Origin of the sequence: Streptomyces sp. NPDC089799 (assembly GCF_040684755.1) — a bacterium.
GTDB lineage: Bacteria > Actinomycetota > Actinomycetes > Streptomycetales > Streptomycetaceae > Streptomyces.
This window is the reverse complement of record NZ_JBFBGR010000006.1, coordinates 182,232-200,728: the sequence shown is the minus strand read 5'-3', so window position 1 is coordinate 200,728 and position 18,497 is coordinate 182,232. Positions and strand designations below refer to the sequence as shown.

General features: G+C 74.7%; 21 protein-coding genes and 7 tRNA genes. 15 read left to right on the top strand and 13 right to left on the bottom strand.

Translation table 11 applies throughout. The features are described from left to right. Positions 1-111: 111 nt before the first annotated feature. On the bottom strand, positions 112-1,332 hold the full coding sequence (locus AB0O36_RS08415; protein WP_365106173.1) for a protein kinase: 1,221 nt from the start codon (positions 1,330-1,332) through the stop codon (positions 112-114). Between the two features lie 207 nt (positions 1,333-1,539). Here AB0O36_RS08415 and AB0O36_RS08410 point away from each other — a divergent pair, with 207 nt between their 5' ends. From AB0O36_RS08410 to AB0O36_RS08395, 4 genes are all read left to right on the top strand, one after another. Next, on the top strand, positions 1,540-1,785 hold the full coding sequence (locus AB0O36_RS08410; RefSeq protein ID WP_365105900.1) for a hypothetical protein: 246 nt from the start codon (positions 1,540-1,542) through the stop codon (positions 1,783-1,785). 183 nt (positions 1,786-1,968) lie between these two features. Beyond that, positions 1,969-2,160, top strand: a complete 192-nt coding sequence (locus AB0O36_RS08405; RefSeq protein ID WP_365105898.1) for a hypothetical protein — start codon at positions 1,969-1,971, stop codon at positions 2,158-2,160. Positions 2,161-2,355: 195 nt separating this feature from the next. Next, complete coding sequence (locus tag AB0O36_RS08400; RefSeq protein ID WP_365105895.1) at positions 2,356-3,453, top strand: phosphotransferase; 1,098 nt, start codon at positions 2,356-2,358, stop codon at positions 3,451-3,453. A 65-nt stretch (positions 3,454-3,518) separates the two neighbouring features. Then, positions 3,519-3,806 carry a zf-TFIIB domain-containing protein gene (locus AB0O36_RS08395; protein WP_365105892.1) on the top strand — a complete coding sequence of 96 codons (288 nt, stop codon included), beginning with the start codon at positions 3,519-3,521 and terminating at the stop codon, positions 3,804-3,806. Positions 3,807-3,899: 93 nt separating this feature from the next. On the opposite strand, the gene AB0O36_RS08390 is transcribed toward AB0O36_RS08395, so the two are convergent. The 5 genes from AB0O36_RS08390 to AB0O36_RS08370 all read right to left on the bottom strand — a co-directional run bounded on the left by AB0O36_RS08390 (position 3,900) and on the right by AB0O36_RS08370 (position 4,378). Beyond that, a tRNA-Val gene (locus AB0O36_RS08390) sits at positions 3,900-3,974 on the bottom strand. A gap of 39 nt (positions 3,975-4,013) precedes the next feature. Further along, a tRNA-Val gene (locus tag AB0O36_RS08385) sits at positions 4,014-4,085 on the bottom strand. A gap of 34 nt (positions 4,086-4,119) precedes the next feature. After that, positions 4,120-4,191 (bottom strand) — tRNA-Val (locus tag AB0O36_RS08380). A 1-nt stretch (position 4,192) separates the two neighbouring features. Continuing rightward, a tRNA-Cys gene (locus tag AB0O36_RS08375) sits at positions 4,193-4,266 on the bottom strand. A 39-nt stretch (positions 4,267-4,305) separates the two neighbouring features. Continuing rightward, positions 4,306-4,378, bottom strand: a tRNA-Gly gene (locus AB0O36_RS08370). Between the two features lie 178 nt (positions 4,379-4,556). Between AB0O36_RS08370 and AB0O36_RS08365 the strand changes: the two genes are divergently transcribed. The 3 genes from AB0O36_RS08365 (at position 4,557) to AB0O36_RS08355 (ending at position 7,404) form a co-directional block, all read left to right on the top strand. Then, the gene (locus AB0O36_RS08365) at positions 4,557-5,615 is read left to right on the top strand and encodes a chorismate-binding protein (protein ID WP_365105889.1); all 1,059 of its coding nucleotides are present in this window, start codon (positions 4,557-4,559) and stop codon (positions 5,613-5,615) included. Further along, a complete protein-coding gene (locus AB0O36_RS08360; RefSeq protein WP_365105886.1) occupies positions 5,612-6,433 on the top strand; it encodes an aminodeoxychorismate lyase in 822 nt (273 codons plus the stop codon). Before AB0O36_RS08365 ends, AB0O36_RS08360 begins: the two co-directional genes overlap by 4 nt. A gap of 140 nt (positions 6,434-6,573) precedes the next feature. Beyond that, complete coding sequence (locus AB0O36_RS08355) at positions 6,574-7,404, top strand: GNAT family N-acetyltransferase (protein WP_365105885.1); 831 nt, start codon at positions 6,574-6,576, stop codon at positions 7,402-7,404. A gap of 51 nt (positions 7,405-7,455) precedes the next feature. On the opposite strand, the gene AB0O36_RS08350 is transcribed toward AB0O36_RS08355, so the two are convergent. Further along, a complete protein-coding gene (locus AB0O36_RS08350; protein WP_365105882.1) occupies positions 7,456-7,977 on the bottom strand; it encodes a DsbA family protein in 522 nt (173 codons plus the stop codon). A gap of 170 nt (positions 7,978-8,147) precedes the next feature. On the opposite strand from AB0O36_RS08350, the gene AB0O36_RS08345 reads away from it, so the two are divergent. Beyond that, a complete protein-coding gene (locus tag AB0O36_RS08345; RefSeq protein WP_365105879.1) occupies positions 8,148-8,606 on the top strand; it encodes a hypothetical protein in 459 nt (152 codons plus the stop codon). Between the two features lie 172 nt (positions 8,607-8,778). After that, a complete protein-coding gene (locus AB0O36_RS08340) occupies positions 8,779-8,949 on the top strand; it encodes a hypothetical protein (protein WP_365105876.1) in 171 nt (56 codons plus the stop codon). 74 nt (positions 8,950-9,023) lie between these two features. On the opposite strand, the gene AB0O36_RS08335 is transcribed toward AB0O36_RS08340, so the two are convergent. Together AB0O36_RS08335 and AB0O36_RS08330 are read right to left on the bottom strand one after the other, a co-directional pair. After that, the gene (locus tag AB0O36_RS08335; RefSeq protein WP_365105873.1) at positions 9,024-9,581 is read right to left on the bottom strand and encodes a CGNR zinc finger domain-containing protein; all 558 of its coding nucleotides are present in this window, start codon (positions 9,579-9,581) and stop codon (positions 9,024-9,026) included. Positions 9,582-9,750: 169 nt separating this feature from the next. After that, positions 9,751-10,164, bottom strand: coding sequence for an SsgA family sporulation/cell division regulator (locus tag AB0O36_RS08330; protein WP_030011909.1), 414 nt, complete (start codon positions 10,162-10,164; stop codon positions 9,751-9,753). Positions 10,165-10,341: 177 nt separating this feature from the next. Between AB0O36_RS08330 and AB0O36_RS08325 the strand changes: the two genes are divergently transcribed. Both AB0O36_RS08325 and AB0O36_RS08320 read left to right on the top strand, forming a co-directional pair. Beyond that, a complete protein-coding gene (locus AB0O36_RS08325) occupies positions 10,342-10,767 on the top strand; it encodes a TIGR02611 family protein (RefSeq protein ID WP_365105871.1) in 426 nt (141 codons plus the stop codon). A 73-nt stretch (positions 10,768-10,840) separates the two neighbouring features. After that, positions 10,841-10,912 (top strand) — tRNA-Val (locus tag AB0O36_RS08320). A gap of 129 nt (positions 10,913-11,041) precedes the next feature. On the opposite strand, the gene AB0O36_RS08315 is transcribed toward AB0O36_RS08320, so the two are convergent. Then, positions 11,042-13,447, bottom strand: coding sequence for a hypothetical protein (locus AB0O36_RS08315; protein WP_365105868.1), 2,406 nt, complete (start codon positions 13,445-13,447; stop codon positions 11,042-11,044). A gap of 57 nt (positions 13,448-13,504) precedes the next feature. Here AB0O36_RS08315 and AB0O36_RS08310 point away from each other — a divergent pair, with 57 nt between their 5' ends. Continuing rightward, positions 13,505-13,960 carry an SRPBCC family protein gene (locus AB0O36_RS08310; RefSeq protein ID WP_365105866.1) on the top strand — a complete coding sequence of 152 codons (456 nt, stop codon included), beginning with the start codon at positions 13,505-13,507 and terminating at the stop codon, positions 13,958-13,960. 39 nt (positions 13,961-13,999) lie between these two features. Continuing rightward, a tRNA-Val gene (locus tag AB0O36_RS08305) sits at positions 14,000-14,071 on the top strand. 46 nt (positions 14,072-14,117) lie between these two features. Here AB0O36_RS08305 and AB0O36_RS08300 read toward each other — a convergent pair. Next, the gene (locus AB0O36_RS08300) at positions 14,118-14,843 is read right to left on the bottom strand and encodes a 3'-5' exonuclease (RefSeq protein WP_365105864.1); all 726 of its coding nucleotides are present in this window, start codon (positions 14,841-14,843) and stop codon (positions 14,118-14,120) included. 379 nt (positions 14,844-15,222) lie between these two features. Here AB0O36_RS08300 and AB0O36_RS08295 point away from each other — a divergent pair, with 379 nt between their 5' ends. Beyond that, positions 15,223-15,768 carry a DUF4365 domain-containing protein gene (locus AB0O36_RS08295; RefSeq protein ID WP_365105861.1) on the top strand — a complete coding sequence of 182 codons (546 nt, stop codon included), beginning with the start codon at positions 15,223-15,225 and terminating at the stop codon, positions 15,766-15,768. Further along, positions 15,768-17,000, top strand: coding sequence for a hypothetical protein (locus AB0O36_RS08290; protein ID WP_365105858.1), 1,233 nt, complete (start codon positions 15,768-15,770; stop codon positions 16,998-17,000). The genes AB0O36_RS08295 and AB0O36_RS08290 overlap by 1 nt, the downstream gene beginning before the upstream one ends. A 208-nt stretch (positions 17,001-17,208) precedes the next feature. Here the strand turns inward: AB0O36_RS08290 and AB0O36_RS08285 are convergent, their stop codons facing one another. Further along, positions 17,209-17,808, bottom strand: coding sequence for a hypothetical protein (locus AB0O36_RS08285; RefSeq protein ID WP_365105855.1), 600 nt, complete (start codon positions 17,806-17,808; stop codon positions 17,209-17,211). 115 nt (positions 17,809-17,923) lie between these two features. Beyond that, a complete protein-coding gene (locus tag AB0O36_RS08280) occupies positions 17,924-18,436 on the bottom strand; it encodes a GNAT family N-acetyltransferase (RefSeq protein ID WP_365105852.1) in 513 nt (170 codons plus the stop codon). Positions 18,437-18,497 lie beyond the last annotated feature (61 nt).

The following is an 18,497-nucleotide window of genomic DNA, read 5'->3' as shown; positions in this document are numbered from 1 at the left end:
CGGACTGTAGGACCTTGGGCCACGGCGACGCAGGTATACGGCCGGAGAATCCCCTCCGGAGGGAGTCCGGCGTGATCGGGAGGGAGCCCGGCGGGATCCGCAGGGCGCGGCCTAGAACTGCTGCGCCGCCGCGATGCCCAGTGCCACGATCAGGGTGACGACCACGAACACGATCAGCCGCTGGCGCAGCAGCCGCCGGTCGGGCCCTGCCGGCCGGCGCCCGCCCGTGGTGCTCCGGGGCCCGGGCCGCCCGTTGGTCCGGGGACCGGTACGCGGCCCCGTGCGCGCGGTGTCCCGGCCGGTGCCCTGCCGCACCTGACCGCCGTCCCGGACCGGGTTGCGGGTGCCGCTGGGGGTGCCGCCCTGCGACCGCGGGGCGGGGGTGCCCGCGGGGCGCCGCTCGGTGCGCTGTTCGGCGTACTGCTCCGCCAGCCGGCCGGTGGGGCGCTCGGCCCGTTCCGGGCGGTCCGTCCGCGGGCGCCGTTCCGGGATCCGGGCGTCGGTCAGGCCCTGTGCCTCGCGCGCCGCGATCTCCTTCAGCCGCATGGACAGCTGGAGGGTGCTCGGCCGGTCCTCCGGGTCCTTGGCCAGACAGGCCCGGATCAGCGGGGCGAGCGCGTCCGGGACCCCGTGCAGCTGAGGTTCCTCGTGCACCACGCGGTACAGCATCACCTCGGAACTGCCGTGTCCGAAGGGGGAGTCGGCGGTCGCGGCGTAGGCGAGGGTGGCACCGAGGGCGAACACGTCGGTGGCCGGGGTGACCGCGGCGCCGCGCACCTGCTCGGGGGCGAGGAATCCGGGCGATCCCACGGCCGTCCCCACGTGCGTGAGGGTGCTCGCGCCGGTCGCCCAGGCGATGCCGAAGTCGATGATCCGCGGGCCCTTGGGGGACAGCAGGATGTTGGAGGGCTTGAGGTCGCGGTGGACCACGCCGGCCTCGTGCACGGCGACCAGGCCCTCGGAGAGCGCGGCGCCCACGGCAGCGATCTGTGCCGCGATCAGCGGGCCGTCCTCCGCCACCCGGTCGTGCAGCGAGGGGCCGGGAACGTACTGGGTCGCGAACCAGGGGCGCTCGGCCTCCAGGTCGGCGGCCACCAGGCGGGCCGTGCAGCCGCCGCGGATCCGCCGGGCGGCGGACACCTCGCGGGCGAACCGGGACCGGAACTCCTGGTCCTCGGCCAGATCGGGCCGGATCACCTTGAGCGCGACCCGCTGGCCGCGCCGGTCCGAGCCCAGGTAGACCACACCCATCCCGCCGGCGCCGAGCCGTCGGTGCAGCCTGAACGAGCCGACGACACGCGGGTCCTCGCGCCGGAGCCGCATCATCGCCATGTCCACCCCGCTGACTGACCGGTCGTCCTGTTGACGTGGCACAGCTTACGGACCATCCGCCACGTGCGCTCAGAGGCCGCGCCCTCATCGGGAGATTCGATTGTCAGTGCGGTGTACGACACTTGAGGGGTGTTCAGAACTCGTCGGCCGGGGCCGTTCCGGTTCCGTCCGCGAGGTCAAAGGTCCATCACGCAAGGGGGATTGGCGATGAAGGGCGACAAGGTCGAGATCGTCGTGGACGCGGGCGACACGACACGGACGTACGAGGTGGCGGCGACCAGGGCGGGACGCCGGGTGGAGACGGCGGTCCGCCGAGGAGTGGTCGAAGTGAGCGAAGTCACTCGGTCGGGGCGTGCGGTGCGTACGGCGCGTTTCATGGCGAACCGGGTGGTCGCGCTGGTGGAACAGCCCCTTCCAGGGGAACCCCTGGGGGATGACCCCCAGGAGGGGTGAGGGATCTACACCCAGGGGAGTACACGGGCGGTGCGCCCGTCATCCTCCTGGATGCCCGCCAAAGGGTACGAAGGCATGAGGCCCCGGCGGTTGCGCGCTCCTAAGGTTGAAGTCAGGCGGTGGGCGGACAACTCGTCCCCCGAGGTCAAAACGTCCACCGCCGCAGACGACAGGGAGAGGACGATGGCCGACACCGCACGGCAGGGACGCAAGGCTTTCGCCTTCCATGCGCACCAGTCCGCGTCCGGTACGCGCCACCCACTGGTGGCCGCGGCCATGGTCCTCCCCCTGGCCACCCTGCTCGTCTTCCTCTTCGGAGGCTGGGAGCAGGTGGTGACACAGGCGTCGTCCGTGGGTGCGTTGCTGGGGCGCTGAGCGGCGCCCCGGGTCCGGGAGAGCGGCCCGGGCCGGGACACGGCCCATACCCCGTGGGGACGGGGGTGCGGCGGACGGCTGAGAAAGGGTGCCGGCCGTACGACTGGGGAGTCGTACGGCCGGCACCCTTGCCCTTTTCCCCCTCGGTACGATCCCGGGGGCGGCAGGCGCCCGTACGAAACCCCGGGGGGCCATGTGACAGAGACGCTGAGCGCGGCGCTGGCCCGCGGCGCGCGCGAGGTGGCCGGGGAAGCGGCCGGGGGCCCGTCCGGAGTCGGGGCCGGGGGCGGTTCCGGGCGGTCGTACGCCGTCCTCGCCGACCGCGACGACGGCGTGGTGGTGCGGTACGGGGACGTGGTGGCGAAGGCCCACCCGGCCGACGGCGACCCGGTGGAGCTGGACCAGCGGCTCCGCACGGCCGCGGCGCCCGAGCTGGCAGGCGTAGTGCTGGCGCCGCTGCGGCCCGCCGCCCGGGAGCTCGGGGGCAGGGCCGTGACCTTCTGGCCGTACGGCGTCCCGGTCGACCCGGAGCGGCCCGGGGACGCCCCCTGGGAGGACGCCGCCCGGCTGCTGGCCGCGCTGCACCTGACGCCGGTGGACCGGCTGCCGGGGCCGGTCCCGCCGATGCGCGGGCCCGCCAAGGTGGCCCGGGCGCTGCGCCGCATGGCCGGGGCCACCTCCGGGGAGGCCGCTGCACGGCAGGCAGCCGCCCGGCAGGCCGGCACCCGGGAGGGCGCCGTGGGCGGCGCCGCCGCCGCGTCCGCCCCGCCCGGCGCCGTACCGGTGCAGGACCCGGCGGGGGCGGCCGCCGTCGTGCTCGCCGCCGCCCGGACCCTCCCGGCCTGGGCCATGGGAGCCGCGCCCGCGCCCCCGTCCCGGGTGCTGTGCCACGGGGACCTGCACCTCGGCCAGCTGGTCCGCCCCGTCGGAGGCGTCGGGGGCGCGGGCTGGCGCCTGATCGACGTGGACGACCTGGGCGTCGGCCTGCCCGCCTGGGACCTGGCCCGCCCCGCGGCCTGGTACGCGGCCGGACTGCTCGCCCCCGAGGTGTGGTTGCGGTTCCTCGACGCCTACCGGGCGGCCGGCGGCCCTGCCGCGGGACCGCCCGGCACCGACCCGTGGCCGGAACTGGACCTGGCCGCCCGCGCCTTGACCGTCCAGACCGCCGCGCTGGCCGTCGCCAAGGCGTGCGCGGAGGGCCGCCGACTCGACGACGTGGAGCGGGCGATGACCGATTCTTGTGGCCGAATAGCGACAATCCCGCATGAGTTGGAGCGGGGTGCTCCGGCGTAAGGTGAGCTCACGCCACCGGCACTGCCTGTCGGCGGCACGTCCGACCGGCGAGGAGTGAGCCGATCATGCAGTGTCCGAAGTGTCACGCGATGATGCATACGTACAACCGCAGCGGTGTCCAGATCGAGCAGTGCAGCGGCTGCCGCGGCATCTTCCTGGACTACGGCGAGCTGGAGGCCCTGACCCGCCTCGAATCCCAGTACGGCCAGGTTCCGCCGCCGCCCGTGCCGCCGGCCTACCCGGCGCAGCACTCCGCGCCCGCGCCCGCCTGGGGTGCCCCGCAGCACGGCCACCACGGCAGCCACGGCCACGGCCACCACCGCGGATTCGGCCGCATGCTCTTCTCCTCCTGAGGATCCGGCCACGGGGGCCCCGGCAACGGGGTGCCCCCGTCCGGCCGGCGCAACGCAGAAGCCCCGACCGTCTCGACGGCCGGGGCTTCCGGGTGGTGCGCGATACTGGGATTGAACCAGTGACCTCTTCCGTGTCAGGGAAGCGCTCTCCCGCTGAGCTAATCGCGCGGGTCATGCCGCGTGCGGCACGGGTACTGCGGTACTGCGTGCGCGATACTGGGATTGAACCAGTGACCTCTTCCGTGTCAGGGAAGCGCTCTCCCGCTGAGCTAATCGCGCGGGGGATCCGTGGATCCGGGATCCGAAGATCCAGTGGACGATACTGGGATTGAACCAGTGACCTCTTCCGTGTCAGGGAAGCGCTCTCCCGCTGAGCTAATCGTCCTTGGAGGTGGAGACGGGATTTGAACCCGTGTAGACGGCTTTGCAGGCCGTTGCCTCGCCTCTCGGCCACTCCACCAGGAGTGATTTCGGGGGTTCGGGAAGATCCCCCACATCGAGCGGACGACGAGATTCGAACTCGCGACCCTCACCTTGGCAAGGTGATGCTCTACCAACTGAGCCACGTCCGCATGTCGCCGTGTTGCTCCGGGTTTTTTTCCTTCGCTCCCCGGCGACGTGTTGAACTCTAGCGGATTCCCGGGCCAGCTCAAAAACGCGTTTCCGCAGCGTGCTGCCGCTCGATCACCTCAGGTCACCCGACGGTCACCTCTCCGGCGCCTCCCGGCCACCGGTCATAGACTCACAGCCGTGCAAGACCTGCAGCCCATGGCCCGCTTCGGCGGGCTCGTCGCAACCGATCTCCGCGACGTCACCAGTGATGCCTCCGCCCTCGACTCCACCGGGTTCTGGGCGGTCTCGGCCGACTTCGAGGGGCGCCTGATCTGCGCCCGCTTCGGGGACATACGCCCCGACCCCGTCCCGGCCCCCGTGCCGGGCGCCTGGCAGGGCCCCACCGCGGAGCTGTGGACCTCCTCGCTGGACCGAGAGGGCTACGTGGCCGGCGTCCGGCGCATCCGCGAGCACATCGCCGCGGGGGAGGTCTATCAGGCCAACCTCTGCCGGGTGATGTCCGCGCCGCTGCCGGAGCCGGAGACCGCCGATGTCGACGCCCTGACCGCATTGCTCGCGCGCGGCAATCCCGCGCCCTACGCAGGAACGATTCGGCTCCCGGCCCACGGCGTGGAGATCGCCACCGCCTCCCCGGAGCTCTTCCTCCGCCGCTCCGGCCGGCACATCGAGTCCGGACCCATCAAGGGCACCGGCCGCACCGCCGACGACCTGCTGGAGAAGGACCACGCCGAGAACGTGATGATCGTGGACCTGGTCCGCAACGACCTCGGCCGGGTCTGCACCACCGGATCCGTGACCGTGCCCGAGCTGTGCGCGATCGAGGAGCACCCCGGCCTGGTCCATCTGGTGTCCCTGGTCAGCGGGGAGCTCGCCGAGGGCGCGGGCTGGCCCGAGCTGCTCGCCGCCACCTTCCCGCCCGGCTCGGTCACCGGTGCCCCCAAGTCCTCCGCCCTGCGGATCATCGAATCCCTGGAGACGGCGCCGCGCGGCCCGTACTGCGGGGGCATCGGCTGGGTGGACGCCGACCGCGGCACGGCCGAGCTCGCCGTGGGCATCCGCACCTTCTGGATCGACCGCCAGGCCCCCGGCGGGCCCCGGCTCCGCTTCGGCACCGGCGCCGGCATCACCTGGGGGTCGGACCCCGAGCGGGAGTGGGCGGAGACCGAACTGAAGGCCGCCCGGCTGCTGGCTGTAGCGTCGGGTACCTACCAGGCGAGTGAAGGGACCGTACGGTGAGGATCTGGCTCGACGGTGAGCTGCGCGACGCGGACGGAGCGCGGGTGTCCGTCTTCGACCACGGTCTGACGGTCGGCGACGGCGTCTTCGAGACGCTCAAGGCGCAGCACGGCAGGGCCTTCGCGCTCACCCGCCACCTGGAACGGCTGAGCCGGTCGGCCCGCGGGCTGGGGCTGCCCGAACCGGACCACGACGAGGTCCGGCGCGCCTGCGCCGCCGTCCTGGAAGCCAACCCGATGCCCCTGGGCCGGCTCCGCATCACCTACACGGGCGGCCTGTCCCCGCTCGGCTCGGACCGCGGCGAGGCCGGCCCCACGCTGGTGGTCGCCCTGGCCGAGAGCGCGCGGCGGCCGGACAGCACCGCGGTGATCACCGTGCCGTGGGTGCGCAACGAGCGCAGCGCCATCGCGGGCCTGAAGTCCACGTCGTACGCCGAGAACGTCGTCGCCCTGGCCGAGGCGCACCGGGCGGCGGCCTCCGAGGCGCTGTTCGCGAACACCCGCGGGCGGCTGTGCGAGGGCACCGGCTCCAACGTCTTCGTGGTCCTGGACGGCGAACTGCACACCCCGCCGGTCACCTCCGGCTGCCTGGACGGCATCACCCGCGCCCTGGTCGTCGAGTGGACCGGGGCCAAGGTGACCGACCTGCCCTTCGAGGCGCTGGAGCAGGCCGAGGAGATCTTCCTGACCTCCACCCTGCGCGACGTACAGGCCGTCCGGCGGATCGACGGGCGCGACCTGCCCGCGGCCCCGGGGCCGGTCACCGCCAAGGCCGCGCGCATCTTCGACGAGCGCTCCGGCGCCGACCTGGACCCGTAGGAGCCGCATCCCCTCCCGGACTCCCCGGGTGCGTCCGGGACCCGTCCCGGGCGGTGAGGATGGCCGAGAGGGGCCGTACGGGGCCGCCGCGGGCCGTAAACGGGCTGACGTACGGCCCCGGGGTGGGTAGAACCATCCTGATGACCACCACCCTGCGGCCGAGCGGGCCGCTCCAGGAGAGCAGCGGGGGCGCGCGCTCGCGCCCGTACGAGGTCCGGGTCAACAGCCGGCGCGTCGGCGCGCTGCTGCTGGCCTCGGACACCCCCTTCGGCCCCTCCGTCGGCGAGATCCGGGACCTGAGCATCGACGGACCCGACCGGCGGCGCGGCCGCGGCACGGTCGCCGCGCTGGCCGCCGAGGAGGTGCTGCGGTCCTGGGGCTGCCGGCGGGTGCGGATCGCGGTGCCGGCGGACTCCCCGGCAGGCCTGCGCATGGCGACCGCGCTCGGCTACGTCGAGTACAGCCGCAACATGGCCAAGACCCTGCCGGCCGATGCCGGGCCCCCGGCACTGCCCGCGGGCGTGCGCGGCCGCCCGATGACCGAGGCCGAGTACGGGCCGTGGCTGGCCCGGGCGGTCGTGACGTACGCCGAGGAGTGGACCAGCCGGGGCATGCCCGAGGAGGCCGCCCGGGCCAAGTCGGAGGCGGACCACGCCGCGTCCCTGCCGCAGGGCCTCCGGACCCCCGGCGCGGACCTGGTCGTGCTGGAGGCGGACGGCGAGCCGGTCGGCCACGTCTGGCTGGCCCGGCCGGGCGGCGAGGCGTACGTCTACGACGTCGAGGTCGCGGCGGCCCACCGGGGCCGGGGGCACGGCCGCAGCCTGATGCTCCTGGCCGAGCGCACCGCCCTGGCCACCGGCCACCGCACCCTGGGCCTCCAGGTCTTCGAGGGCAACACCCCGGCCCGCCGGCTCTACGAGTCCCTCGGCTACGCCCCCACCTCGGTCAACTTCGCCAAGGACCTGATCTAGACGCGGCCCGGGCCGGGTGCCGGGCCGGTTGCGCGGCGCCCCCGGCCGGGGTCAGTTCCCGGCGAGCAGGCGGTCGGCGATCTCCTCGATGCGGGCGCGCAGACCGTCCTGGGACTTGCCGCCGTCCAGGCGCTCGCCGCCGATCACGTACGTCGGGGTGCCGGTCACCCCGATCGCCTTGCCCTCGGCCTGGTCCGCGTCCACGGTGAGGATGTGCCGGCCGTCGATCAGCGCGGTGTCGAACTCATCGGCGTCCAGGGAGAGTTCGCGGGCCACGTCGAGCAGCAGCGCTTCGCCCCGGCTGCCCAGTTCCGCGGTCCGGGCGAGTACCGCCTCGACGTACGCCCAGCCCTGGCCCTGCTCCACCGCCTCCTCGGCGGCCTGCGCGGCCGCGAAGGCGTACTTGTGCTTCTCCAGCGGGAAGTGGCGCAGCACGATCTCCAGCCGGTCCCCGTAACGGGCGCGCAGGGCGTGGACGTCGTCGAGCGCACGGTGGCAGTCCGGGCACTGGAGCTCGCACCAGACCTCGAGGACGACGGGACCGGCGGGGGCGGCGGAAGCGGAGTGGGTCATGGGGACAGTCTCCCAGCCCTCCCGCACCGGAGGGGGACCGGGACCTGCGGAGGAGCCGGGACCCGGAGTTCTCCCGGAGATCCGTCCCCGGACCGCCCGGTGCGTGGCCCGGGACGCCGCGGCCGGTGCAGGATGGATAGCGGACGCATCACCCAGGGCTGGAGGACCGCATGCTTGCCGAGACCATATGTTCCGCGGTGTCCGCGGCGGGCCTGGGCTTCGCCGCGCTGACCGCGTACCGCAAGCGCTTCCTCGCCGCGACCCGCATCGCCGCGTACTCGCTGATCCCGGTGGGTCTGGTGATGACCGGGGTGGTGGAGTGGCTGACCGGGATCGTCTTCAACCCGACGGTGTGGGTGGGCTTCGGCCTGCTCGGTCTGGCCTGGCTGCTCCTGATGACCACCCGGGCGGTGGAGCGCCGCAGGATGGGTGAGGGCAAGGAGCGGGCGGAGGTCGGCTCCGGGCGGGGGAAGAAGGCCGGGGGAGGGCGGGAGGCCGTCGAGCCCGGCGCCTCGGCGCCCTCGCTGGGTGCGGGGGGCGGCCGGAAGCCGGCGGCCCCGCAGCGGTCCGCCGCCCCGGAGGAGGACTTCTCCGACATCGAGGCGATCCTCAAGAAGCACGGGATCTAGCGGCGCGGGATCCGGCACCACAGGATCCCGCAGGGCCCGTGATCGCAGGTGATCGGGAGTGTGACCGGCTCGCAAGCGTTCCGGTCAGGAAGCGCGGGAAACAGTCAACTCCCGTGCACGTCCTGGCGTGTTGGAGGGGGCGGGTGGCGTCCTGCGCCATGATCGGCCCGACATGCTCGACACAACGAAGAGCGAGCCGCCGGGACCGACTTCCGTCTCCGCGGCCGCCGAGGAGCCGCGCGGATGCCTGTTCGCGCTCTCCCAGCCGCCGCTGATGATCTTCCTGGCCGTGATCGGCACCCTGCTGCTGCTCGCCGCCGTGCACGACCTGTTCCTGCTGTGACGCGGTGAGGCGGCCGGTGAGGCCGGTGGCACTGCCGGCGCCGGTGGCGCCGTGACCGGGCGCGCCGCCCGGAGCTACTCCGCCGCTTCCTTGCGCCGGGCCCGGTAGGCCGCCACGTGCAGCCGGTTCCCGCAGGTGCGGCTGTCGCAGTAGCGGCGGGAGCGGTTGCGGGAGAGGTCGACGAAGGCGCGGCGGCAGTCGGGCGCCTCGCAGCGGCGCAGCCGTTCCTCCTCGCCCGAGACCACGATGAAGGCCAGCGCCATGCCGCCGTCCGCGGCCAGGTGGTCCCCGACCGAGGCGCCCGGCGCGAAATAGTGCACGTGCCAGTCGTAGCCGTCGTGGTTGGTCAGCTGCGGGGTGGTGCCCGCCGTCGCAACCAGCTCGTTGATCAGCCCCGAGGCGGCCCGCGCGTGGGGCGCGGCGAACACCTGGGCGAACTTGCCGCGGACGGTGCGCACTCCGGCGAGGTCGCGCGCGCCCAGCTCGCCGACGTCGCTGATGGAGTACTCGTCCACGAAGGCGCGCAGTGCCCCGACGTCCGTCAGCCCGTCCGGCTCTTCGCCCTCGGGCGCGGTGTTGACCAGGGCGACGACCACGTCGAGCGCCCGGCGGGTGTCGTGAGGAATCTGCACGTCGTCGACTCTAGCGCTTCGTGCGGAAAGCGCACCGGCGCTGTCCCCGCGGACGGCTTCCGCGGGAACAGCGCCGGTGGTGCCATGTGTGGCTGGCCGTCGCGACACCGTCGCCCCGAGTCGGACGGTGTCGGCCGGTGGTCGGGCCGGCTCGCTCAGAAGAGCGGAGTCAGCTTTCGGCCAGGATGTGGGAGAGCTCCTTGTCGAGGTCGAAGTGCCGGTGCTCGGTCCCGGGTGGGACCGCGGCGTCCGTCCGCTTGAGGAACGATTCGAGAGCTCGGGCGGGTGCTTCGAGCAGGGCTTCTCCCTCCGGTGAGCTCAGGGCGATGCAGACGACGCCCTGGCCGTGGCTGCGCGACGGCCAGACGCGGACGTCTCCGGTACCGGTGGGCCGGTGCAGGCCCTCCGCGAGGAGATCGCGGGCGAAGACCCACTCGACCGTCTCCTCGGCGCCGGTGTGGAAGGTGGCGTGCACGGCGTAGGGATCGGCCGTGTCATACCGCAGGCCCGCGGGAACAGGCAGTGAGGACTCGCTCGACACAACGAGGCGCAGGTGCAGCTCGCAGCTGACCGTGGTGTTCATAAGCGCCAGGGCCTTTCGCTCAGTGTGCGCTCGGGGATTCGCACGTCGGCGAAATCGACATGCCACCTACGGTGCCGTTGTAAACCCCTCTGACCGTTTTGCGGACCTTCGGGTCCCTCGTACGGCGGATCCAAAGGACCATTCACGTGTGCTTCCGGCTCCGGTAGATTCGAGTCCATGAACACGGGGAGTGACGAAGAGAAGATGGCGGAGACGCCCGAAACGGAGCAACCGCTCGGCTCGAAGGCCCCGGCCTTCATCCAGGCGCGCAGGACCCTCCACCTCAGCTGGCAGGTCGGTGTCTTCATCGTCGGCCTGGCCGTCGTGGTCGCGGGCGTCATCATGCTGCCGCTGCCCGGTCCCGGCTGGGTGGTCATCTTCGCCGGCATGGCGATCTGGGCGACCGAGTTCGTGTGGGCCCAGCTCGTCCTGCGCTGGACCAAGCGCAAGGTCACCGAGGCGGCCAGGAAGGCGCTCGACCCCAGGGTCCGCCGCCGCAACATCATCCTCACGAGCATCGGCCTGGTGATCTGCGGAGCGCTGCTCGCCGTGTACGTGTACAAGTACGGCATGGCCATGCCCTGGGACCTCAAGGGCCGGTGAGCCCCGCCGCCCGCCCCGGTCCGGACGGTGGTCAAAGGCGCCGCTGACATGCGGTAATGTTTGCGGTGCGCCCGGGCGATTAGCTCAGTGGGAGAGCGCTTCGTTCACACCGAAGAGGTCACTGGTTCGAACCCAGTATCGCCCACCCGGACCAAGGCCCGGAGACTTCCCGAAGTCTCCGGGCCTTCGGCATTCCCGGACCCGCCCGGACCCGCCCGGGCCGGTCGTACCGGACCCGGCCGGACCCGGCCGGACCCGCCCGGGGGCCCGGACCTCAGTGCAGCCGCCCCAGGGCCTCCCGGAGCCGCCGCGCGTCCCGCAGCCGCTTCTCGTACGTCGCCCCCACCGCCAGCAGCAGCAGACCCGCCAGGGCCGGCGGCACCCAGCGCGGCAGCGCGTCGGCCACCTGCACCACGTACGGCGTCAGCTCGTGCAGCGCGTCCAGAGCCAGCACCGCCCCGCCCAGCACCAGCGGTGCCTGCAGCCGCCGCTGCGCCCCCGCCAGGGTCACGCCGAGCGCGGCCAGCCCCAGCAGCAGCGGCCGCTGCCAGTGCTGGTCCCCCCAGGCCGCCAGCAGGCTCGGGAGCAGCGTCGCCGCCAGCCCCGGCCCGTACGCCGTCCAGGACGAGGCCGCGGGATCACGCCGGCGGCGCAGCAGCCCCACCACCAGCGCCGGCACCGTCACCGGCAGGGTGTACGCCTCCGGCACCGCCACCCCGGAGGCGGCCAGCCGCACCCAGGTTGCCGCCACGAACAGCACCCCGGCCGCGTACCCGGCCCGCCGCCGGTCCGCACGCACCGCCGCACCCGCACAGACCACCCCGGCCAGCGCCAGCAGCAGCGCCAGCCACACGGCGTCCCCGGCCGCCAGGGCCACCGCGAGCAGCCCCGCCCCGGCCGCCGCCAGCTCCACCGGCACCCGCGGCACCGGACCCCCGGCCCGTCCGGGCGGCCGCACGGCCACCACCGCGGGCACCACCAGCACCAGCAGCCCCCAGCGGTGCACCGGCAGCTCCAGCAGCGCCCCCAGGGCCACCGTCAGCGCCGTGGCGTACCCGACGGCCGCCACCGCCGAGCAGGCCCGCAGCCAGGCCGGGGCGGGCCCGTACGCCGACCCCGCCGCGCAGGCCGCACCCAGCACGCCGAACACCGCGAAGGTCGCCGTCCGCCCGTCCAGTGCGGCCACCGACACGGCACCGGCCCCCAGCCCCGCGCACACCGCGGCCGCCACCCCGGCCGCCCGGACCCCGGCCCGCCCGGACCACCGCAGCGCCGCAGCCACCGCGGCCACCACCACGGCGACCTGCACCCCCCGCGCCGCACCGGCCGGCAGTTCCACCGCCACCGGCGCCGTGAACAGCCCGGCCCAGCCCAGCACCACCGCCACCACGCCCGGCTCCGGTCGGCGCAGCACCCGGCCGAGCCAGACCGCCGCTGCCGCGGCCGGCAGCAGCACCACCGGTACGGCCGCGCCCGGCCACAGCGGCGCCCCGGCCGGGACCGACGCCTCCCACACCTCGTCCAGCACCCCGAGCGGAGCGGCCAGCGCCGCCACCACCGCGGGCAGCACGAGCAGCACCGTCACGGCGGCCGCCGCCGCCCCCGCCGCGGCCAGGCCCCGCCGTACCGGCGCCGGCCAGGTCGCCGCCCGTACCGCCGCCGTCAGCGGCAGCGACACCGCGAGGAACACCGCCGGCAGCCACGGCGAGTCCAGCGGCGGCCGCAGCACGCCCCCGACCGCACCCACCAGGGCGAAGCCGCCCGCGACCGCGAGCCCGTACCCGGCCACCCGGCCCGCGGCCGGCCCGGCAGGCGCCCGCCAGGCCACCGCCAGGCAGCAGCCCGCCAACGCCGACAGCAGTGCCCCCGGCGCCGCCGCGTCCACGCCCGCCCCGGAAGCCACCGACACGGTCAGGCCGGTCAGCAGCACACCCGCACCGAGCACCGCGCCCGACACCCCCGCACACCACCGCACCACCGCGCCCGGCCGGGCCCACAGCGCGAGCGCCGCGTCCGCCGCCGCGGTCAGCAGCAGCGCCCAGCCCGTCCCCGTCGCTCCCGCCGCAGCGGCCAGGGCCGCCAGCGGCAGCGGCAGCTGAGCGGCGAACACCGCCGCCGGCAGCGGGCTGCGCAGCCCCGGCAGGAGCAGCCCGTACGCCGCCCAGACCGCGGCCAGCACCGCGGCGGCCCCCGCCGCGTACGCCGTGCCGTCCACCCCCGACAGGCCCACCGCGTACACCGCGTACGCGTCGAGCACGGTCAGCACCATGCCCACCACGGCCACCGATTCGGCGGTGGACCGCAGCCCCCGGCGCAGCAGGCCCGCGGGCGCGGCCAGCGCCGCCGCAGTCACCACGCCCAGCACCGCCGCCCGGCCCCCGATGCCCATCGAGCCCCAGCTCACCAGCGTGAACGCGAGCGCCGCCACCGCAAGGAGCACCGCCCCCAGCGTCAGCAGCAGGTTCTGCGCACCGGGCGCCGAGGCGTCCCGGCGCGGACCGGGCGGGGTCCAGGGCGTGCCCGGAACGGCCGGAGCCGGCGCCGCGGCGGCCGCCGGGCCCCGCAGCACCCCCAGCAGCCAGGCGCGGCGTGCCAGCAACCAGGTGCGCCGGGCATCGAGTTGGGCCAGTTCACGGTCGATGAGCGCCAGCTCCTCGGCCGGCGGCAGTGGAAAGTCCATGCTTCGCAGTGTGGTGCCGGTCACGCGTCCGGGACATGGGTACGGATACTCAGATCCATGGATTGGAGTCACTACCGCTTCCGTAGTGTCTGGGACCTGCCGGCACCGCCCGGGAGGGTCTACGCCGCGCTGGAACGCCCGACCGACTATCCGCTGTGGTGGCCCCAGGTCCGCCGCGTCGACCCCGACCCCGACGACGAGCGGGCCGGCACCGCAGTCTTCCGGTCCTTCCTCCCCTACGAGCTCCGCGTCACCGCCCGCGAACGGATCGCCGACCCCGACCGCGGGGTGCTGGAGGTCGCGCTCCACGGCGACCTGGAGGGCTGGGTGCGCTGGACCCTCGGGCCCCTCGGCGCCGGCGGCACCCGGGCCCTCTTCGAGCAGGAGGTCTCCGTGCGGAAGCCGGCGCTGCGCCGGCTGGCGGTCCCCGGAAGGCCCTTCTTCCGGCTCAACCACGCCCTGATGATGCGGGCCGGACGGCGCGGGCTGGCCGCCCGGCTGGAAGCGGTTTGAACGAACCCCCGCGGCATGTGTATTGTTCAGTCCGTTCCCGGGCGATTAGCTCAGCGGGAGAGCACTTCGTTCACACCGAAGGGGTCACTGGTTCGATCCCAGTATCGCCCACCGGGAGAAGCCGGTCCGTCTCAGACGGACCGGCTTTTTCGTGTGCTCACGCCGCCGTGGACATCTCCGGCCGGACCGGCCAGTGCGGATCCACCGCCTCCTCCGAGCCGTTGCGCGCGAACCACGCCTGCAGGCCCCGTGCCTGTGCCGCGTGCCACACCGCCTGCAGGGTGTGCAGCTCCGCCGGGCTCAGCCGCTCCAGGCGCGCCGAGAAGCGGCGGCCCACCGCGCGGACCACCTCCAGCGAAGCCAGTGCGTCCGCCGCCGCGTCGTGCGCCTCCGTCAGCTCTATGCCGTAGTGCGCGCACAGGTCGGTCAGCGTCCGGCGGCCCTTGCGGTACCGGTCCAGGTGCTTGTCCAGCACCCGCGGATCGAGCACCGTCAGCGGCCGGTTGTCCAGGTACCGGGTCAGCGAGGAGGCCCGGTGCCGGCGCAACTCCCGGTCCAGCAGGGTCAGATCGAAAGGCGCGTTCATCACCACCACCGGCCGGCCCGCGGTCTGCTGCTCCGCCAGGGAGCGGGCTATCTCCTCCATCACCGGGGCCGGCCAGCGGCCGTTGTGCCGGAGGTGGTCGTCGGTCAGGCCGTGCACCTCGGTGGCGCCGGGCGGCACCGGGATCCCGGGATTGACCAGCCAGCGGGTCACCCGCGCCCGGCCTCCCGCGCACTCCTGGACGACGACGGCGGCGGACACGATGCGGTCCTGCTCGACGTCCACCCCGGTGGTCTCTGTGTCGAATGCGGCCAGCGGGCCCTCGTACCAGCGCGTCATGGCGAACTCCTCGTTCCCGAAGGGCAGGCGAGGCCTGCCCGCATCCGTGATACCCGGGAGGTTTGCCCCGTACGCCGTTTGCGGCGGGCCGACTGCGGAGACAACACCCTTGGGGGACCGCACGGGTGAGCGGTCATCAGGGCCGGGCGGAGTCGGTGCCGGTCGGGTCGGCCACGCGCGTCAAACCAACGGGTCGACCTACGCCGACGAATCGGTCAAGCCATCACGTCGGCCGGGTCATCAGGTCGGGCAGGCCATCAGGTCGGTCAGGCCGTCCCGTCGGTCCAGCCATCACGTCGGCCATGCCGGCCGAGCCGCTCGCCCCGGTCGGGCGAGTCGATCCGTTCGTCCGAGTCGAGCCAGGAGGCCTGGGGGAGCCATGGCGCTCACGCATCCCGAGCCGGGCGAGGTGCTGCGCGGCAGCCTCGCCACCACCGCCTGCATGGAGACCCTGCAGGTGGCGTACCTGCACGCCGTGGCGGCGGCGGCCGGCTGCTCGCTCTCCCAGCCGTTCCCCGACAACGGGATCGACTGGCACGTCAGCCACGGCGCGGCCGCACACACGGTCGACGACGAGGTCACCGTCAAGGTGCAGTTGAAGGCCACCTACCAGACCCCCGCCCGGCCGCCCGGACCGACCTTCCCCTTCACCCTCGACAACGAGCACCTGGTGAAGCTGGCCAGGACACCGGTCGCGGTCCACAAGATCCTCGTGGTGATGCTCGTGCCCCGCGACCGGGCGGACTGGCTGCGCGCCGGGCACGACGGGCTGGACCTGCGGCACTGCTGCTACTGGACCAATCTCGCCGGTCATCCGGTGACCGGCCGCAACCGCACCACCGTCCGGATCCCCACCGCGCGGATCTTCGACGACCGGGCGCTCTGCGAGATCATGACCCGGGTCGGGTCGGGAGGGACACCTTGATGCACTGGCACCCGCAGGACCCGGCACGGTATCCGGCGCGGCTCCCGGCCACGCACACCGCGCTCCCCCCGCTGCCGGACTCGGCGTCCGCCCCCGCGCCGGATCCGGCCCGGGTCGACCCGGCGGTGCTCTCCGCGCTGTTGCGCCGCCACGGCTGGCAGCGGCGCGGCGGCGCACCCGGCCGGTACGGGCGCTGGACCCCGCCGGACGGGCGGGGCGGCACCAGTGTCCTGGTCCCGGAGAGCCGTGCCTTCCCGGACTGCGCCGACTTGCTGGAGGAGACCCTGGCGGCGCTCACCCGCAGCGGGCTGACCTCGGCGCGGGAGGTGCTCTACGGGCTGACGGTGCCCAGCGACGAGGTGCGCTGGGCCCGGGAGACCGGCGCCGAGGAGGAGGCGTCCTGGCCCGCCCAGGAACGACTCCGCTCGGCGGCGCGGCAGCTGCTGCTGGCCGGAGCCCTGGCGGACCGCGCCAGGGCCGGCTACCACGGCGCGCGCTGGCGCGCCCAGGCCGAGCGGGCGCTGGACGACGTACTGGTCGGACCGGTGCCCGGCGGGCGGCGGCTGACGGCGTACGTCCCGGTGGACGGCGGCCGCGGCACGGTCACCCGGCTGCACCACGCCCTGCACGCCGCCCGGGAGGCGGTCGACTACCGGCGGGCCACCGGAGGCATGGAGGCGTTCGACGCCGCCGTCGCGGCGGGGGTCAGCCGGGAGCTCGCCGAAGCGCTGATCGCCCTGGTGCACGGGAGCGAGGGGGCGACGGTCGCGCTGGCGTGGGCGCCCGCGGCCGGTGTCCCGGCGGGCTGCGCGGCCCGGCCCGAGCCGGTGGACTTCTCCCCGGGCGACCTGCCCGCGCTCCGCGAGGCGGCGGCCCGCTACACCCGCGACGAGCCGGCCGTCCCGGTGCGGCTGGCGGGGGCGGTGGTCCGGATGCGGCGGTCCGCGCCCGGGGGCGGGGGCACGGTCCGGCTCCGGGTGCTGTCCGGCGCGGAGATCCCGTACGTCCGCGCCGCGCTCGACGAGGCGGCGTACCGGGTGGCGGGCCACGCCCACCTGGCCGGGGTGCCGATCCGGGTCAGTGGGCGGCTGGAACGGCGGGGCGGCTTCCGCCGGCTGACGGAGGTGTCCGAGGTCGCCCCGGTCCCGCTGGACGGCGTCGACCGGGACCGCCTGCGCAAGTCCCTGGAGGACGACCTGGCAGACCCCGGCCCGGCCTTCCCGGACGATTGACCGCGCTGCGGTGTGCGTGCCGGCCGTTGCCTCGGCCGGGCGGGCCTGCGCCGTTCACGCCGAGGTGAGGGCGGGGGCCTGCCCAGACCTCGGTGGGGCCGCGCCCAGACCTCGGCGGGGCGGCGCCCGCCCATCGGGCGGGGCGAAAGGCCTTGCGGAACGCCGGCCCAGGCCTCCGCGGAGCCGCGCCCGCGCCTTCGCGGAGGACTCAGGGGGCCGGCGCCGGCCGGAGGGCGGCAGCCAGTGCGGCGGGCGAGTCCGCCGAGGCGTACACCACCGTGGCCTCGACGACCCCGGCCCGCCCCAGGTCGAGGCGGACCGGAGGCTCCAGCCGGACCGCCACGTCGAGGGAACCGTCCAGCGAGCAGGCCACGGCGCCCGGCTCGCCCGGCACCGGACGCGGTCCACGGCCCGGGACGGTCCGCACCACGGGCGCGGCGGACCGCACGGCCGCCCGGGGCAGGGTCACGTCCCCGAGGAAGCCGGTCCGGAGGACCACCCGGTCGGAGTGCACTTCGTGCGGATGGCGGACCACCGCGGCCACCAGGCCCAGCCCGGCCAGCACCAGCAGGAGTTCCAGCACGGCGTGCACCGGCCGGGCGGCCGGCGGCAGCATCGAGGACATCGGGAACGCCACCACGGCCTCCGTGCCCGCCAGGATCAGCACCAGCTGCCGGATCCCCGCCGAGTGCCGCAGCACGGTGCCTGTGGGGCCGGGGCGTCCGGGCCCGGCGCGCCGGGTCGCCACCGCCAGCAGCGAACGCGCCCAGACGATGCCGATCCCGGCCTTCGTCAGCCTGGCCGTCACCGTTCCCCCAGTGTGCTCCGTCGCCGCCACCGGCCGTCCCCCTGTCTGTTCGTCCCTCACTGCCCCGCCCCTTCCCAGGGTCCGGCCGGGTCGGCCGCGCGGACAGTGACGGATGTCATCGATCCGTGTGAGACCTCGGCGGCCGCGTGAACGAGGCCAGCCACAGGCCCGGCTCGGCTTCCACGTCGTCCCCGCGGGTGAAACCCAGCCGTTCGTAGAGGGCCACGGCGGGGGCGTTCGCCGCGCCCGTGGTCACCGCGACCCGGCGGCCCGCGGCCACCTCCGCCAGCAGGTGCCCCAGCAGCAGGGAGGCGATGCCCTGCCGGAAGCGGCCCGGGTCCACGCACAGCCGGTCGATCACCATGCCGCCGTTCCCGTGGCCGTGGCCGTCTGCGCCGTCCTCCCAGGCGACGAACCCGGTGAGCTCGCCGTCGGGGGACAGGGCCCCCAGCCAGGAGAGGGGACGGGTCCGCAGCTCGCCGGGGGTTTCGCGGAGCGCCGGCATGGCGGTGGAGCCGATCAGCTCCGCCTCCACGGCGTAGGACGCCCGCCCGAGCGCGTGGAGGGCCTCCACCACCCCGTCGTCCCTGAGGTCCAGCGGGCGGATGACCACAGCGGGCTCGGGCACGGGCGCGGGCGTAGGTGCGGGCATGGGCGTGCGGCCCCTTCACTGCTCGGCGGAGGGAAGA

What these genes read in the sequence shown, in the direction of transcription:
- AB0O36_RS08415 (WP_365106173.1), bottom strand. Translation starts at nt 1,332, where the DNA reads ATGGCGATGATGCGGCTCCGGCGCGAGGACCCGCGTGTCGTCGGCTCG.
- AB0O36_RS08410 (WP_365105900.1), top strand. Translation starts at nt 1,540, where the DNA reads ATGAAGGGCGACAAGGTCGAGATCGTCGTGGACGCGGGCGACACGACA.
- AB0O36_RS08405 (WP_365105898.1), top strand. Translation starts at nt 1,969, where the DNA reads ATGGCCGACACCGCACGGCAGGGACGCAAGGCTTTCGCCTTCCATGCG.
- AB0O36_RS08395 (WP_365105892.1), top strand. Translation starts at nt 3,519, where the DNA reads ATGCAGTGTCCGAAGTGTCACGCGATGATGCATACGTACAACCGCAGC.
- AB0O36_RS08355 (WP_365105885.1), top strand. Translation starts at nt 6,574, where the DNA reads ATGACCACCACCCTGCGGCCGAGCGGGCCGCTCCAGGAGAGCAGCGGG.
- AB0O36_RS08350 (WP_365105882.1), bottom strand. Translation starts at nt 7,977, where the DNA reads ATGACCCACTCCGCTTCCGCCGCCCCCGCCGGTCCCGTCGTCCTCGAG.
- AB0O36_RS08345 (WP_365105879.1), top strand. Translation starts at nt 8,148, where the DNA reads ATGCTTGCCGAGACCATATGTTCCGCGGTGTCCGCGGCGGGCCTGGGC.
- AB0O36_RS08340 (WP_365105876.1), top strand. Translation starts at nt 8,779, where the DNA reads ATGCTCGACACAACGAAGAGCGAGCCGCCGGGACCGACTTCCGTCTCC.
- AB0O36_RS08330 (WP_030011909.1), bottom strand. Translation starts at nt 10,164, where the DNA reads ATGAACACCACGGTCAGCTGCGAGCTGCACCTGCGCCTCGTTGTGTCG.
- AB0O36_RS08325 (WP_365105871.1), top strand. Translation starts at nt 10,342, where the DNA reads ATGAACACGGGGAGTGACGAAGAGAAGATGGCGGAGACGCCCGAAACG.
- AB0O36_RS08315 (WP_365105868.1), bottom strand. Translation starts at nt 13,447, where the DNA reads ATGGACTTTCCACTGCCGCCGGCCGAGGAGCTGGCGCTCATCGACCGT.
- AB0O36_RS08310 (WP_365105866.1), top strand. Translation starts at nt 13,505, where the DNA reads ATGGATTGGAGTCACTACCGCTTCCGTAGTGTCTGGGACCTGCCGGCA.
- AB0O36_RS08300 (WP_365105864.1), bottom strand. Translation starts at nt 14,843, where the DNA reads ATGACGCGCTGGTACGAGGGCCCGCTGGCCGCATTCGACACAGAGACC.
- AB0O36_RS08295 (WP_365105861.1), top strand. Translation starts at nt 15,223, where the DNA reads ATGGCGCTCACGCATCCCGAGCCGGGCGAGGTGCTGCGCGGCAGCCTC.
- AB0O36_RS08290 (WP_365105858.1), top strand. Translation starts at nt 15,768, where the DNA reads ATGCACTGGCACCCGCAGGACCCGGCACGGTATCCGGCGCGGCTCCCG.